The following is a 15,636-nucleotide window of genomic DNA, read 5'->3' on the forward strand; positions in this document are numbered from 1 at the left end:
ACGATCACTATTCAGTTGGCATATGCCGTCAGCAACCGAACTGGTGACCTACCGTCACCACTGCGCCCACGGCAGGTTCCAGCCGCTGAGGCCGTTCGACGGGGAGACCTGGTCGCTCTTGGAGTTGACCACCTTGAAGACGTCGCCGACCAGGGTGGAGTCGTAGAGCTTGCCGGCGTCGGTGCTCGGGCTGCCGGTCTTGGTGTCGGTGACGCCGATGCAGCCGTGGCTCTCGTTGGAGCGGCCGATCTTCGACCCGGTCCAGGAGTTGCCGTGCACGTAGGTGCCGGAGTCGGTCAGCCGCATCGCGTGCGGGACCACCAGGTCGTACTCGTCGCCGGAGCCCTCCTTGGTGATGCCGTTGGAGGTCATCCGGGTGGTGCCCTCCTTGGCCTCGACCACCATGATGCCGCTCCAGGTGTCGAAGCCGGGCTTGCCCGCGGTGATCGGGATGTCGTCGACCTGCTGGCCGTCCCGGAACACCGTCATCCGGTGGGTGGCGGCGTCCGTGGTGGAGACCTGGGAGCGGCCGATGGCGAACGGCTCGTCCTTGTCGACGCCGCCGTACACGCCGGGCGCGGTCTCCACGTTCTTGAGCTTGTAGTGGATGGTGACCTTGGTGTTGGCGTTCCAGTAGTTCTCCGGCCGGAAGTCCAGCCGCTTGTCGCTGAACCAGTGGCCCTTGACCTTGGTGCCGTCCGAGGTCTCGAAGGCGATGCCGGCCAGCACCGCGTCCTTGTTCTTCACCGCGCGGTCGAAGTTGACCGAGACGATCATGCCGACGCCGTAGGTCTCGTTGTCGGCGATGTTGTCGCTGACCCCGGCGTCCTTCTCCGGCGTGAGGGTGGTGAAGGAGGAGCGCGCGTTGACGACCACGCCCTGGGCGTCCTCGGCGAGCGCGTCGACGGTGTAGGCGGTGCCGACCAGCAGCGGGCCGCCGGGGGCCCAGCCGGTGCCGTCGGCGGTGAGCGCGCCGGGCACCTGGGTGCCGTCGGGGCCGGTCACCTTGACCGAGGTGAGCTTGCCGCCGGCGGCCGTCACCTTGACCGTGCCGGACGGCTTGACGTCCACCGTGCCGTTGGCCGGCTCGATGGCGATGGTGGCGGCCGACACGGTCGGCTTCGGCGGGGTCGCCGTCGCGCTGCTGCCGGCACCGCCGCCGCCCCCGGTCCCGCCCTCCGCCTTCGCCGGCCCGCTGCACCCGGCCGTGGCCATCAGCACCAGGGCGCCCGCGAGCGCCCCCACGGCGAATCCCCCGCGCATAGCCTTCACGATTCCGCTCTCCCCACACACCCCGCCTGTCGGCTGACAGGTCTTTCGGTTGATATGACGGGCCAAGTCCCCGAAACGTTGCGGGGGAAGTGTCCCGGTCCGGTCACGAACGGACCACGGCCCGGCAGCCGCGCGGGCTGCCGGGCCGTCGCCGCGGTCACGGCCGCGGAGCGCCGAGGGCTACCACTGGCTCCACGGGAGGGTCCAGCCGCTCAGGCCGTTGTCCGGGGAGACCACCTTGCTGGTGGAGTTCTTGATCGTCACCACGTCGCCGATCATCGACGAGTTGAAGAACTTGCCGGAGGGCGAGCTGTCGCTGCCGTCCTTGGTGTCCTGCAGGCCGACGCAGCCGTGGCTGGTGTTGGCCTTGCCGAAGGCGCTGCCCCAGTAGTTGCCGTGCACGAAGGTGCCGGAGTCGGTCAGCCGCATCGCGTGCGGGACGTCCGGGATGTCGTACTCGTCGCCCTTCATGTTGGACAGGGTCGCCGAGTTCATCCGGGTGACCTTGTCCTTGCTCATGATCACCATGCTGCCGTTCCAGGACGAGTACTGGTCCTTGCCGGCCGTGATCGGGACGTTCTGGGTGGAGCCGTCGCCGTGCGCCACCGACATCATGTGGGTGGCCGCGTCGACGGTGGAGACCTGGTAGCGACCGATGGTGAACGGCTCGTCCTTGTCGATGTCGCCGTAGATGCCGGGCGCGACCTCGACGTTCTTCAGGCGGTACTTCACCGTCACCTTGGTGCCGGGCTTCCAGTACTTCTCCGGCCGGAAGTCCAGCCGCTGGGTGCCGAACCAGTGGCCCTTGGCCTGGGTGCCGTCCGAGCCGACCACGGTGATGGCGCCCAGCACCGCGTCCTTGTTCTTGATCGACTTGGCGAACTTCACCGAGACGATCATGCCGACGCCGTAGGTGCCGTTGTCGGCGATGTTGTCGCTGGTGCCCGCGGTCTTCGCCGGGGTCAGCGTGGTGAAGCTGGTGGTGGAGGCGGCCACCAGGCCGGCGGCGTCCACCGCCTGGGCGTTCACCGTGTAGGTGGTGCCCACGGCCAGCTGGCCGGTGGGCTTCCAGCTCAGGCCGTCGGCGGCGATCTCGCCGGCCACCGCGGCCCCGTTCTTGTCGGCCACCTCGACCTTGGTCAGCTTGCCGCTCGCCACCGCGACCTGCAGGCCGTCCTTGGGCGCGACGTCGGTGGCCCCGTTGGCCGGGGTGACCGTCAGCTGCGCGGTGGAGACCTTCGGGGTGGCGTCCGAGCTGCCCGCGGTGCTGCTGTCACCGCCCTTGGCCTCGGTCGAGCTGCCGCCGGTGCCACCGGCCTTCGCGTCGTCGTTGCACGCCGTGCCGAGCAGCAGGACGCCGCCCATCAGCAGGGCGGTCGCGGCACGGCGTGCCCCGCGTCCGCGCCCGCCGTCGGCTATTCCCGCACCGGACTTCTGAACCGCCTTCACCGTGCTGCTCCCCTCCAGGTATTCACGACGAATACACGTGTGGCGCCCGGGATCGGTTGCACCGGGTCGGATGCGGTCGGCGCCCTCCCGAACGGGGAGCGGTCGCGCGCGGGGGTCAGGATAACCGGCGCGCCTGAGTGAATCCCCGGGGGGAGCGGGGTGGTGGTTCAGTGAACGTCCGGCGCGGCGCCGGTCCGCCAGGCCGACCAGGCCAGGTTCCAGTCGCCGAGGCCGTTGTCGGGGGCCACCCGGTCGCCGCGCGAGCCCCGCACCTCGACCACGTCGCCGACCATGACCCGCCGGTACAGCCAGCCGGCCGGGGAGTCGTCGGAGCCGCCCTTGGCGTCGGCCAGGCCGAGGCAGCCGTGGCTGGTGTTGGCCGAGCCGAACACCGCCGGGTCGGACCAGTAGTTGCCGTGCACGAAGGTGCCGGAGGCGGTCAGCCGGAGCGCGTGCGGCACGTCCTTGATGTCGTACTCGTCGCCGAGGCCGACGGTCTGCGAGTTCATCCGGGTGGTCTCGAAGCGCTCGGAGACCACCATGGCGCCCAGGTAGCTGGCGTGCTCGGGGCTGCCGCCGCTGACCGGCAGGGTGCGCAGCACCCGGCCGTCCTGACGGACCGTCATGGTGTGCGCGTCGAGGTCGACGGCGGCGACCAGCGAGCGGCCGACGGTGAAGCGGACGTCCTTGCGCTGGGTGCCGAGGTACCCGGGGGCGGCCTCGACGTCCTTGAGCCGCAGCGCCAGGGTGACCGCCGTGCCGGGCTTCCAGTACTTCTCCGGCCGGAAGTCCAGCCGCTGGTCGCCGAACCAGTGCGCGCCGACCTCGACCGGCGGGTCGGCGGTGACGGCGACCGCCCGCTCGACGGCGGCCCGGTCCTCGACCGGCCGGGAGAAGCGCAGCGAGACCGGCATGCCGACGCCGACGGTGGAGCCGTCCTCGGGGGTGAAGAAGGCGACGAAGGTGTGCTCGGGGGCGAGGGTGGCGAAGCCGGCGTGCTGGACGGCGCGCAGCCCGGCGGCGTCCTCGGCGACCGCGTCCAGGGTGTAGGCGGTGGCGGTGGCGAGCTTCGCGTCGGGGGCCCAGCCGGTGCCGTCGGCGGCGAGCGTGCCGGGCACCTGGGCGCCCCGGTCGTCGGCCAGCCGGACCGAGAGCAGCCGGCCCTGCGCGACCGTCACCCGGACGGCGCCGTCCACCGGGACGTCCTGCGCGCCGTCGCCGGGGGCGAGCGCGAGCTGGGCCCGGGAGACCGGCGGGGCCCCGGCGGGGGCGGGGGCGGCGTCCTCCGCCGGGGTCCGGCCGCCGCCGGAGCAGCCGGTCAGCAGGACCAGTCCGGCCGCCGCCGCCCGCCGTGCCCAGAGCCGTACCGCGGCGCGCATGCCGTCCTCCCGGGTTCGTCCGACACCACCTGTCGCCGGGCTCAACGAGGGATTCCGCCTCCCGGACACGACCGGATGGTTTCCACCCCCGACTCCGCGGGGCACATGATCGGTCACGGTGCGTCACACTCCCGGCCGGGGGTGCCGGACGGCATCGGGCAGGGAACAACCGGAAGAACGGGGACGGGCCCCCGGACGGCTGGGAGGGTCGCCATGACGGCGTGGCAGGAGCTGGGCACGGACGCGCGCCGGGAGTCGCGGGCCGCCGCCCCGGACGGGCCCGTGCCGCCCTGGCCGGGCAGCTGGCAGCCGCTGGGCGCCCGGTTCCGGGCCGACGGCGCGGGCGGGCGGGGCACCAACTTCGCGCTCTGGGCGCCGAACGCGGAGGCCGTCGACCTCTGCCTGTTCGACGAGGCGGGCCGGGAGACCCGGCACCGGCTGGCCGAGCAGACGTACCAGACCTGGCACGGCTACCTGCCGGGTGTGCTGCCCGGCACCCGGTACGGCTTCCGGGTGCACGGCCGGTGGGACCCGTGGACGGGCGCCCGGCACAATCCGGCCAAACTGCTGCTCGACCCGTACGCCCGGGCGGTCGACGGCGGCTACACCGCCCACGACGCGACCTGCGCGGCCGTCCGGAACTGGCCGGAGCGGGACGTCGCGGACACCGTCCGGGACGACCGGGACTCGGCGCCGTACGTGCCCAAGGCGGTGGTGGTGCACGACGACGACGACTGGTACGACGACCAGCGGCCGAAGACGCCGTGGGCCGAGACGGTGCTGTACGAGCTGCACGTCAGGGGCTTCACGATGCGCCACCCGGAGGTCCCGCCGGCCCTGCGCGGCACCTACGCGGGGCTGGCCCACCCGGCGGCGGTCGCGCACCTGACCCGGCTGGGCGTGACGGCGGTGGAGCTGCTGCCGGTGCACCAGCACGTCAGCGAGGACCACCTGCAGGCCCGCGGCCTGGTCAACTACTGGGGCTACAACACGCTCGGCTACTTCGCCCCGCACGCGGGCTACGCGGCCTCGGGCAGCCGGGGCCAGCAGGTCGGCGAGTTCAAGCGGATGGTGCGGGCGCTGCACGCGGCGGGCATCGAGGTGATCCTCGACGTGGTCTACAACCACACCGCGGAGTCCGGGGCGATGGGCCCGGCGCTGTCCTTCCGCGGCATCGACAACGCGGGCTACTACCGGCTGGACCGCTCCCGGCGCGGCTACGCCGACTACACCGGCTGCGGCAACACCCTGGACACCCGGCGCCCGCAGGTGATCCGGCTGATCACCGACTCGCTGCGGTACTGGGTCGCCGAGATGGGCGTGGACGGCTTCCGGTTCGACCTGGCGGCGGCGCTGGCCCGCGGCGGCGACGGCGTGGAGATGGAGCACCCGTTCCTGGCCGCGGTCTCGCAGGACCCGCTGCTCAGCCGGGTGAAGCTGATCGCCGAGCCGTGGGACGTCGGCCCGGGCGGCTACCGGGTGGGCGGTTTCCCGCCGCTGTGGGGCGAGTGGAACGACCGCTACCGGGACACCGTCCGGGACTTCTGGCGCGGCGCCCGCCCGGACGTCCGGGAGCTGGCGACCCGGCTCTCCGGCTCCTCCGACCTGTACCAGCGCGGCGGCCGGCGGCCGTACGCCTCGGTCAACTTCGTCACCGCGCACGACGGCTTCACCCTGCGCGACCTGGTCTCCTACGACCGCAAGCACAACCTGGCCAACGGCGAGGACAACCGGGACGGCACCGACGACAACCGGTCCTGGAACCACGGCGCGGAGGGCGAGACCGCGGACCCGGCGGTCCGCGCGCTGCGGGTCCGCCAGCTGCGCAACCTGCTGACCACGCTGCTGCTCTCCAGCGGGGTGCCGATGCTGACGGCGGGCGACGAGATGGGCCGCACCCAGGGCGGCAACAACAACGCCTACTGCCGGGACGACGAGACCAGCTGGCTGGACTGGTCGCTGCTGGACGACCCGGACTGGCGCTCGCTGACCGAGCTGACCGCCCGGCTGGTGCACCTGCGCCGGGCCCACCCGGTGCTGCGCCAGCGGGCGTTCTTCTCCGGCCGCCCGGACGGCCCGGACGGGCAGCGCGACCTGGTCTGGCTGACCCCGGAGGGCCGGGAGATGACCGACGCGGACTGGTTCGCGCCGGGCCGGGCGCTGGCGATGCGGCTGTCCGGCGGCGCGATGTCCGCGCGCGACCCGCAGGGCCGGGAGGTCCGGGACGCGGACTTCCTGCTGCTGCTGAACGCGGCTCCCGAGCCGTGCCGCTTCACGCTGCCCGCCCCGCACGTCCCGCTGCTGGACACCGCGCTGGCGGGCGAGCCGGCCGCGGCGCCGGTCTCGGAGATGCTGCTGACCGGCCGTTCGGCGGTGCTGCTGACGGCCTGAGCCGCGCGCCGCCCGGCCCTGGCCGGTTCTCACCGACAGGGGCAAAAAACCGGATGAGAAATGTCAGTGCGGGCGCCTACCCTGCTCGGCGATGGCCGAGAACCAGAACCCCGCTCCGCCCACCCCCGCGGATTCGAACGAACCGTCCACCGACGGGCCGCACGGCACCCCGGCACCGGTACCCCGGTCCGCCGTGCGCTCGCTGCTGCGCCTGTGGCCGTACGCCCGCGAGGCCCGCTGGCGGATCTTCGGCTCGATGACGGCCGCCGGGCTCGCCTCGCTCAGCGTGCTGGCCGTCCCGGTCGTGCTGCGCCGGATCGTCGACGGGCCGGTCGCCCGGCACGACCTGGCCGGCCTGTGGCCGCTGGCCGTCGCCCTGCTGCTGCTCGGCGTCGCCGAGGCGGTGCTGTTCGGCGTCCGCCGGGTGATCGTGGCCCGCCCGCTCGCCCGGGTCGAGACCCGGCTCCGCGGCGACCTGTTCGCCAAGCTCCAGCGGCTGCCGATCTCCTTCCACGACCGCTGGCCCTCCGGCCAGCTGCTCTCCCGGGCCACCTCGGACCTGTTCGTGCTGCGGATGTTCCTGGCCTTCCCGCTGGTCTTCCTGGTCGTCAACTCGACGGTCTTCCTGACCGGCACCGCGCTGATGTTCGTGCTGGACTGGCGGCTCGCCCTGATCACGCTGGTCCCGGCGATCCCGCTGATGGTCTTCACCCGCCGCTTCGAGGCCGGGTACTCCGCCGCCTCCCGGCTCGCCCAGGACCAGAACGGCGACCTGGCCACCGTGGTCGAGGAGTCGGTGCTCGGCATCCGCATCCTCAAGGCGTTCGGCCGGCACCGCACCATGGCCGAGGAGTTCCGCGACCGCAGCGCCGAACTGCGCGCCACGGAGCTGCACAAGGCCGGCCTGCTCGGCAACCTGTGGGCGGTCATCGTCGGCCTGCCCGAGCTGGCCCTCGGCGGCGTCCTCGCCACCGGCGCCGTCCTGGTCGCGCACGACGAGCTCTCGGTCGGCACGCTGGTCGCCTTCCTCTCCACCGCGCTCGCCCTGCGCTGGCCGGTCGAGTCGATCGGCTGGCTGCTCGGCTTCGCCGCCGAGGCCGCCAGCGCCGCCAACCGCTACTTCGAGGTGATGGACGAACCGGAGCCGGCCGACCCGCCCTCCGGCCTGGCCCCCGCCGACGACCGCGGCATCCGCTTCTCCGGCGTCCGGTTCCGCTACCCCGACGCCCCCGCCGGCACCCCCGACCTGCTGGCCGGCATCGACCTGCACGTCCGCCCCGGCGAGACGCTGGCCCTGGTCGGCGCCACCGGCAGCGGCAAGACCACGCTGACGGCGCTGCTCCCCCGCCTGTACGACCCCACCGCCGGGTCGATCACGCTGGACGGCACCGACCTGCGCGACCTGCCGCGCGAGCGGCTCCGCCGCGAGGTCGCCGTCGCCTTCGAGGACCCGACGCTGTTCTCCGCCACCGTCCGGGAGAACGTCCTGATGGGCGCCCCCGACGCCGGCCCCGAGCAGGTCGGCTCGGCACTCGCCACCGCCCAGGCCGGCTTCGTCGACAAGCTCCCCGAGGGCCTCGACACCGAGGTCGGCGAGCAGGGCCTGAGCCTGTCCGGCGGCCAGCGCCAGCGCCTCGCGCTGGCCCGCGCCGTGGTCGGCGGGCCGCGCTTCCTGGTGCTGGACGACCCGCTCTCCGCGCTCGACGTGCACACCGAGGCGCTGGTCGAGCGGGCGCTGCGCGAGGTGCTGGCCGACACCACCGCCCTGGTCGTCGCGCACCGCCCGTCCACCGTGCTGCTGGCCGACCGGGTCGCGCTGCTCGCCGACGGCCGGATCGCCGCCGTCGGCACCCACCAGGAGCTGCTGCGCTCCTGTCCCGCCTACCGGGCCCTGATGTCCGGCGAATCCGAACTGGAAGGGGCGCTGGCCCGATGACCACCGCCGTCGCCGAACCCGCCGTCGACGAGGACGACCTCCTCCCCCCGGCCGCCGACGACCAGGACATCCCCGTCCCGCCCGGCGCCCCGCGCGCCCTGCTCGGCTCGCTGCTCGCCCCGCACCGCCGCCGGATCGCCGTCGCCGTCCTCGCCGTCCTGGTCCAGCAGGCCGCCCTGCAGGCCGGCCCGCTGCTGGTCGCCTTCGCCATCGACCGCGGCGTGCCCGCCCTGCGCGAGCACGACTCCGGCCCGCTGATCGCCGTCACCGCCGCCTACCTGGGCTGCGCGCTGGTCGCCACCCTGCTGCAGCGGGCCTTCATCCGGCTCGCCGCCCGGATCAACCAGGACATCCTGCTGGAGCTGCGCGGCCGGATCTTCCGGCACGCCCAGCGGCTCGGCCTGGACTTCCACGAGCGCTACACCTCGGGCCGGATCATCTCCCGCGCCACCAGCGACGTCGACACCCTGCGCGAGCTGCTCTCCGAGGGCCTGCAGGAACTCCTGATGGTCTTCCTGTCGGTCGGCTACATCACGGTCGTGCTGATCGTCGTCGACTGGCGGCTCGGCCTGGCCGCGCTGGCCTCCTTCCTGCCGATGTACCTGATCGTCCGGTCCTTCCGGCGCCGCTCCCAGCAGGTCTACCGGCGCTCCCGGACGGCCGTCGCCACCCTGATCGTCCGCTTCACCGAGACCATGAACGGCATCCGCCCGGTCCAGGCGTTCCGCCGCGAGGCCGCCAACGACAAGGCGTTCGGCGCCCTCAACCGGCAGTCCGCGACCGCCACCGCGGACGGCCTGCTGGAGATGGCCCGGTACGTCTTCCTGTCCCGGCTGACCGCCAACGTCTGGATCACCGGCGTGGTCGTCCTCGGCGCCCTGCTGGTCACCGACGGCAGCCTCGAACTCGGCGTGCTCACCGCCTTCGTGCTCTACCTGCGCCGGCTCTACGACCCGATCGACCAGCTGGCGATGTTCCTCAACAGCTACCAGTCCGCGGCCGCCGCCCTGGAGAAGATCTCCGGCCTGCTCGCCCACGAGCCGTCCGTCGCCGAGCCCGCCGAGCCCGCCGCGCTCCCCGCCCCGGTCGGCAAGGGCCGCGAGATCGCCTTCCGCGACACCCGCTTCGCCTACGCCGACGGCAAGGAGGTGCTGCCCGCCTTCGACCTGGTCCTGCCCGCCGGGCGGACCACCGCCGTGGTCGGCGCCACCGGCGCCGGCAAGTCCACGCTGGCCAAGCTGCTCGCCCGGTTCTACGACCCCACCTCCGGCAGCATCGCCCTGGACGGCGTCGACCTCCGCGCGCTCACCACCGCCGACCTGCGCGCCAACGTCGTGATGGTCACCCAGGAGTCCTTCCTGTTCTCCGGGACGGTCGCCGAGAACATCGCCGTCGGCAGGCCGGACGCCACCCGCGCCGAGATCGAGGCCGCGGCCCGGGCGATCGGCGCCCACGCGTTCATCGCCGAGCTCCCCGACGGCTACGACACCGACGTCCGCAAGCGCGGCGGCCGGATCTCCGCCGGCCAGCGCCAGCTCGTCGCCTTCGCCCGCGCCCTGCTCGCCGACCCCGCCGTCCTGATCCTCGACGAGGCCACCTCCTCCCTCGACGTCCCCGGCGAACAGGCCGTCCAGCACGCCATGCGCACCGTCCTGGCCGGCCGCACCGCCGTGATCATCGCCCACCGCCTCTCCACCGTGGAGATCGCCGACCGCGTCCTCGTCATGGACCAGGGCCGCGTCATCGAGGACGGCACCCCCGCCGCCCTCATCGCCGGCGAGGGCCGCTTCGCCACCCTCCACCGCACCTGGCAGGACAGCCTGGTCTAGGCCGTCGGCCCGGCCCGGCGGGCCGGGCCGGGCCGACGGTCCGTCAGCACACGTCGAAGCTCCAGACCGGGTTGAAGTCGAAGTCCGGCGAGGAGGTGCCGGGGCTGGCGTGCCCCACGATGGCGCCGCTCCCGTCGCGGAACCAGACGAGGTACTTGGAGTTGTTGACCCAGGAGCCGTGCGCGTTCCAGTTGTCCATCGTGTAGTGCCTGCAGGTGGACGGGAAGGCCCAGGTGTGGAAGGTGTCGTACTGGGTGTGCGCGAGCATGCAGAACGACCCGGACGGGCAGACGCCGCTGCCGGTGTACAGGGGCTGGGCGACCCCGTTGTACCTGATGACGCCGTTGTTGTTGTCGTGCGTCCCCGCCTGCGCGGAGGTCGCCGCGACCCCGCCGGCCAGCAGCAGGGCGGCCAGGCCGGCCAGGACGGTGGAGGTCTTGCGTCGGACGGACATGCTTCTCCTCGATGACGGGACCGGGGACCGCCGGTCGGCCGGCGGTCCGGCCGACCCCGCTCACGGGGCCGGCCGGGGCCAACGATCCCGGTCCGGCGACGGGCGCACGAGCTGTTCAGTCCCGCCTTAAATCCCGTGCCCACCGGGGTACCGTGGCGCCCTCGCACGCTCGCGGACCGGGGGGAAACCGTGCTCAGAATCCACTTCACCGTCGACGACCTGGCCAACACCCGCGTCGCCACCGCGCCCGACCTGGCCATGGAGACGGTGCTGAGCCTGCGGGTCCTCGACAGCGGCGCGAACGACCTGCGGTTCCGGCAGTGGCGGCGGACCTTCCTGCGGCACCGCGATCCGCACACCCTGCTGCTCGGCGAGCTGTGCACGCCCACGGTGCTGCCCGCCTTCCTGGAGGACCACATCAGGCCCGACGCCCGGGCCACCGCGGCCTCCGCCGCCGGACCGGACCTGGCCTACCGGCGCGCCTACATCGAGTTCCTGGCCAAGTTCCGGCCGCTCACCCCGTTCGCGCGCCACCTCGCCGACGAGGACCCGCGGGCCCGGGCGCTGTTCGGCCGCGCCCTGGGGGGCTACCAGGCGACCGCGATCGACCCCTTCCGCGCCCAGATCCGCGCGCTGTTCGCGGCCGACCGGGCCCACGGCGCGCCCGGGCCCGGCGACGGCCTGCGGCAGCTCTTCGACTCCCTGCACCCGGGCGTGCGGTGGAACTCCCCGGTCCTGGAGGTGGACGTGGCACGCCGCGACGACCTCGACCTCCACCTCGGCGGACGGGGCCTGCTGATCCAGCCGACCGTGTTCGGCACCGCCCACCCCCTGGTGGTCGGCTACAACACCCCGGACGAACGCCCCAGCCTGTGCTACCCGATCCGCAGCCGGGCACTGCTCGGGGTGCACGACACCGAGTCCGTCGACCACCTGGTCCCCCTGCTCGGCCGCACCCGGACCGCCGTGCTGACCGCCATCGCCGAACGCGACCTGCACTCCACCGGTGAACTCGCCCGCCACATCGGCTGCACCCCGGCCGCGATCAGCCAGCACACCGCCGTCCTGCGGGACAGCGCGCTGCTGCGCACCCATCGCACCGGTCGGAGCGTCCGCCACGTGCTCACCGACCTGGCCGTGGCTCTGCTCGGCGCGAACCCCTGATCGGCGCGCGGGCAGCACCACCCTCGAAGATCCGATTCTTTCCAAGTCTCATCAGCTTCTTGCCATCCATGTCGAACATATTGCTGTGTCATGTCAACTTGGCTACGCTCCCGGGTCGTTGACCGACAAGGACGGAGGCAGCGACATGGTGGTGACCCGGCGGGTCTTCCTGCAGGCGACCGCGGCGGCGGGCGTCGCGATCGGCCTGGGCGAGGGCGTGTCGCACGCCGCGAGCCCGGCGGGCGACGTCGTGGGGAAGGTGACGGTCGGCTACCAGGGCTGGTTCGCCTGCCCCGGCGACGGCGCCCCGATCAACGGCTGGTGGCACTGGGCGCGGAACTGGGGTGCCGCCCCCTCGCCCTCGAACAGTTCGATCGTCGCCTGGCCCGACGTCCGCGAGTACCCGAAGACGTACGCCACGGCCTTCGCGAACCTGAACAACGGTCAGCAGGCGGCCCTGTTCTCCTCCTACGACCGGTCGACGGTCGACACCCACTTCCGCTGGATGAAGCAGTACGGCATCGACACCGCCGCCCTGCAGCGCTTCAACCCGACCGGCGGCGAGGGCCCGACCCGGGACGCGATGGCGGCCAAGGTGCGCGGCGCCGCGGAGTCGCAGGGCGTGAAGTTCTACGTCATGTACGACGTCTCGGACTGGACGACCATGCAGTCGGACATCAAGGCCGACTGGACGGACAGGATGCGCGCCCACACCGCCTCGCCCGCGTACGCCCGGCAGAACGGGAAACCGGTGGTGTGCGTCTGGGGCTTCGGGTTCAACGACGACCAGCGCCCGTTCACCCCGGCCCAGTGCCTGGACGTGGTCAACTGGTTCAAGGCGCAGGGCTGTTACGTGATCGGCGGGGTGCCGACCTGGTGGCGGACCGGCGACCGGGACTCCCGGCCGGGCTTCGCGGAGGTCTACCACGCCTTCGACATGCTCTCGCCCTGGCTGGTCGGCCGGATCGGCAGCGCCGCGGACGCCGACAACTTCTACACCGTGGCGACCGTCCCGGACCTCGCGGAGTGCGACGCGCACGGCATCGACTACCAGCCGTGCGTGCTGCCGGGCGGGGTCGGGGACCGGCAGCGGGCGCACGGCGACTTCATGTGGCGGCAGTTCTACAACATGGCCCGGGCCGGGGTCGCCTCCGCGTACGTCTCGATGTTCGACGAGTACAACGAGGGCAACCAGATCGCGAAGACGGCGGAGTCGCAGTCCTGGGTACCGGCCGGGTCCGGGTTCCTGGCGCTGGACGAGGACGGCACGGCCTGCTCCTCGGACTACTACCTGCGCCTGACCGGCGACGGCGGCCGGATGCTCAAGGGGCAGCTGCCGGTGACGGCGGCCCGCCCGACCAAGCCGTTCCCCACCGCACCGGACACCACCGCCCCGACCGCGCCGGGCGGCCTGCGGGTGACGGGGCAGAGCGACACCACGGTCTCGCTGGCCTGGAACGCCGCCACCGACGACGTGGGCGTCACCGGCTACCGGGTCGTGCTCGGCGACGCGGTCGCGGCCACCACCGCCGCCACCGCGCTCACCGTCACCGGCCTGTCCCCGTCGACCTCGTACGGCTTCACCGTCCGGGCGCTGGACGCGGCGGGCAACGTCTCGCCCGCCTCCGACCGGGTCACGGCGACCACCTCGCCCGCCACCGTGCCGTCCGGCGACCTGGCGCTGCGCCGGCCCACCGCGGAGAGCGGCCACACCCAGGTCTACGGCTCCGGCAACGCGGTGGACGGCGACCCCAACAGCTACTGGGAGAGCCCCAACAACGCCTTCCCGCAGTGGCTCCAGGTCGACCTGGGCTCGGTGCTGCCGGTCCGCCGGATCGTGCTCTCGGTGCCCCCGTCCGCCGCCTGGGGCACCCGCACCCAGACCGTGGAGGTGCAGGGCAGCGCCGACGGGGCGACGTTCGCCCGCCTGCTGGCACCCGCCGGGTACGTGTTCGACCCGGCGGGCGGCAACACCGCGGCGCTCGCCCTCCCCGCCGCGGCGAGCGCCCGCCACCTCCGCCTGGTCTTCACCGCCAACACCGGCTGGCCGGCCGGCCAGGTCGCCGGGCTCCAGGTGTACGCCTCCTGATTCAGAGCGCCGCCAGCACCGCGGCGACCCGTTCGGCGCGCCCGCCGCGGACCTCGGTCCAGGGCGCGCCGTGCGCGGCGAGCACCTCGCGGAACCGCCCGGTCATCCAGGTCCGCAGGTGTTCGCCGTCGCGCAGGCCGTCGTCCTCGAACGGGACGCCGTCCTCGGTGGTGAGCACGTAGAGCGCGCGGGGCGGCTGGGCGCGGGCCGCGGCCCAGGTCGCGGGGCCGGTGCGGCCGAGGTAGCGCTCCTCCCAGACGGCAGTGGCCAGCAGGTCGGTGTCGCAGACCAGCAGGGGGCCGCCGGCCCGGGCGGCCCGCTCCTCGGCCTCCGCCTGGCGCCGCCGGACCAGGGCGAAGTCGGCCTCGTCCCAGTCGAGCCGGTCCACGGTCGGGGCCGGCGCCCCGGCCCGGACGGCCCGGGCCCGGGCGACCGCCAGCTTGGCGGCGGTCAGTTCGCGGCCGTACTCGGCGACCCAGCCGGTCAGCGCGTGCGGGCCGCCGCGGGCGCGCAGCGCGGCGGCCAGGTCGCGGGAGAGCGTGGTGGTGCCGGTGGACTCGGCGCCGACCACCACCACCCGGCGGGCCAGCCCGGCCCGGACGGCGGGCTCCAGGTCGGCCCAGTGCGCGGCGGGGTCGGCCCGGACGGCGGTGCCGGAGACCGGGAAGGTCGCCCGGCCGAGGTCGAGCACCACGGGCGCGGCATCGAAGCGGCGGGCCAGTTCGACGCCGTAGTCCTCCGAGGAGAAGACCGCGTCGACCTGCTCGCCGGGGCGCAGCGCGGCGCGCATCAGGGCGACGTGGCCGTCCCAGATGTCGGGGTCCTCGTAGTCGACGGGGATGTTGTCGACGGTGCCGACCACCCGGACGTGCGGGTCGTCCCGCCAGCTCTCGCGGAGCCAGCCGAGCCGGTCGGCGAGCGGGATGTGCTCGCTGTCGGCGGCCATCACCACGACGGTGACCTGCCGGGCGGCGTCGGCGGCGCTGCGGATCAGGAAGTGGTGGCCGGCGTGCGGCGGGTAGAACTTGCCGATCACCAGGGCGTGGGCGAAGCGGCTCATGCGGCGGCCTCCAGCGGCCTTCCGGCGGTGGGGAGTTCGGCCCGCCAGCTGCGGAGGCCGTAGCAGCAGAGGCCGAGGAAGAGGCAGTAGACGGCGGCGGTGGGGTACAGGCCGCGGGCGAGGTAGAGCGGGACGTAGACCAGGTCGGCGGCGATCCACAGGTACCAGGTCTCGATCCGCTTGGTGTTCAGCAGCCACTGCGCGGCGAGCGAGAGCGCGGTGGTCAGCGCGTCCGCGAACGGCGCGCTGTCGCCGACCGCGGCCAGCAGCAGGTAGAGCCCGGCGGTGGCGACCGCCACGGCCGCGAGCGCGGCCCCGAGCACGGCCGGGCCGCCCCGCCGCACCGCGAGCCGGTCGCCGCGCTCGCCGCGGCGCAGCCAGCGCCACCAGCCGTGCGCGCCGAGCGCCAGGAAGACCACCTGGAGCCCGGAGTCGGCGTACAGGCCGGCCCCGGCGAAGATCACCAGGAAGAAGGCGTTGTCGGCGATGCCCACCGGGAAGTTCCACACGTTCGTCCGCACCGTCAGCCACACGCACACCGCGCCGGTGACGAATCCCAGCCACTCGGCCGTCGTTCCCCCTCGCACCCATTAACGTCAGGTTGACGATAATG

11 protein-coding genes are annotated in these 15,636 nt (G+C 73.5%); 5 read left to right on the forward strand and 6 right to left on the reverse strand.

All coding sequences use genetic code 11. From position 1 onward, the window contains the following. Positions 1–54 precede the first annotated feature (54 nt). The 3 genes from ACIQBJ_RS27355 to ACIQBJ_RS27365 form a co-directional block, all read right to left on the reverse strand. Positions 55–1,263, reverse strand: coding sequence for an Ig-like domain-containing protein (locus tag ACIQBJ_RS27355; RefSeq protein ID WP_400715672.1), 1,209 nt, complete (start codon positions 1,261–1,263; stop codon positions 55–57). Positions 1,264–1,452: 189 nt separating this feature from the next. After that, positions 1,453–2,721 (reverse strand): Ig-like domain-containing protein, encoded by a 1,269-nt coding sequence (locus ACIQBJ_RS27360; RefSeq protein ID WP_400715674.1) that lies wholly within the window; start codon positions 2,719–2,721, stop codon positions 1,453–1,455. Positions 2,722–2,888: 167 nt separating this feature from the next. Then, on the reverse strand, positions 2,889–4,100 hold the full coding sequence (locus tag ACIQBJ_RS27365) for an Ig-like domain-containing protein (protein WP_400715676.1): 1,212 nt from the start codon (positions 4,098–4,100) through the stop codon (positions 2,889–2,891). Between the two features lie 213 nt (positions 4,101–4,313). On the opposite strand from ACIQBJ_RS27365, the gene glgX reads away from it, so the two are divergent. The 3 genes from glgX to ACIQBJ_RS27380 all read left to right on the forward strand — a co-directional run bounded on the left by glgX (position 4,314) and on the right by ACIQBJ_RS27380 (position 10,256). Further along, a complete protein-coding gene (gene glgX, locus ACIQBJ_RS27370) occupies positions 4,314–6,491 on the forward strand; it encodes a glycogen debranching protein GlgX (protein WP_400715678.1) in 2,178 nt (725 codons plus the stop codon). A gap of 91 nt (positions 6,492–6,582) precedes the next feature. After that, on the forward strand, positions 6,583–8,427 hold the full coding sequence (locus ACIQBJ_RS27375) for an ABC transporter ATP-binding protein (protein WP_400715680.1): 1,845 nt from the start codon (positions 6,583–6,585) through the stop codon (positions 8,425–8,427). After that, entirely contained in the window at positions 8,424–10,256 is a 1,833-nt protein-coding gene (locus ACIQBJ_RS27380) for an ABC transporter ATP-binding protein (RefSeq protein ID WP_400715683.1), read from the forward strand. The genes ACIQBJ_RS27375 and ACIQBJ_RS27380 overlap by 4 nt, the downstream gene beginning before the upstream one ends. A gap of 43 nt (positions 10,257–10,299) precedes the next feature. Here the strand turns inward: ACIQBJ_RS27380 and ACIQBJ_RS27385 are convergent, their stop codons facing one another. Beyond that, entirely contained in the window at positions 10,300–10,710 is a 411-nt protein-coding gene (locus ACIQBJ_RS27385) for a hypothetical protein (protein WP_400715685.1), read from the reverse strand. 189 nt (positions 10,711–10,899) lie between these two features. Between ACIQBJ_RS27385 and ACIQBJ_RS27390 the strand changes: the two genes are divergently transcribed. Both ACIQBJ_RS27390 and ACIQBJ_RS27395 read left to right on the forward strand, forming a co-directional pair. Further along, a complete protein-coding gene (locus ACIQBJ_RS27390; RefSeq protein ID WP_400715687.1) occupies positions 10,900–11,874 on the forward strand; it encodes an ArsR/SmtB family transcription factor in 975 nt (324 codons plus the stop codon). 145 nt (positions 11,875–12,019) lie between these two features. Beyond that, positions 12,020–13,963: a discoidin domain-containing protein gene (locus ACIQBJ_RS27395; RefSeq protein ID WP_400715831.1), complete on the forward strand. Its 1,944-nt coding sequence runs from the start codon at positions 12,020–12,022 to the stop codon at positions 13,961–13,963. A 1-nt stretch (position 13,964) separates the two neighbouring features. Here the strand turns inward: ACIQBJ_RS27395 and ACIQBJ_RS27400 are convergent, their stop codons facing one another. Continuing rightward, entirely contained in the window at positions 13,965–15,023 is a 1,059-nt protein-coding gene (locus tag ACIQBJ_RS27400; RefSeq protein ID WP_400715689.1) for an AAA family ATPase, read from the reverse strand. Continuing rightward, complete coding sequence (pnuC, locus tag ACIQBJ_RS27405; protein WP_400715691.1) at positions 15,020–15,610, reverse strand: nicotinamide riboside transporter PnuC; 591 nt, start codon at positions 15,608–15,610, stop codon at positions 15,020–15,022. Before pnuC ends, ACIQBJ_RS27400 begins: the two co-directional genes overlap by 4 nt. Positions 15,611–15,636 lie beyond the last annotated feature (26 nt).

Origin of the sequence: Kitasatospora sp. NPDC088391 (assembly GCF_044753345.1) — a bacterium.
Classification (GTDB): domain Bacteria; phylum Actinomycetota; class Actinomycetes; order Streptomycetales; family Streptomycetaceae; genus Kitasatospora.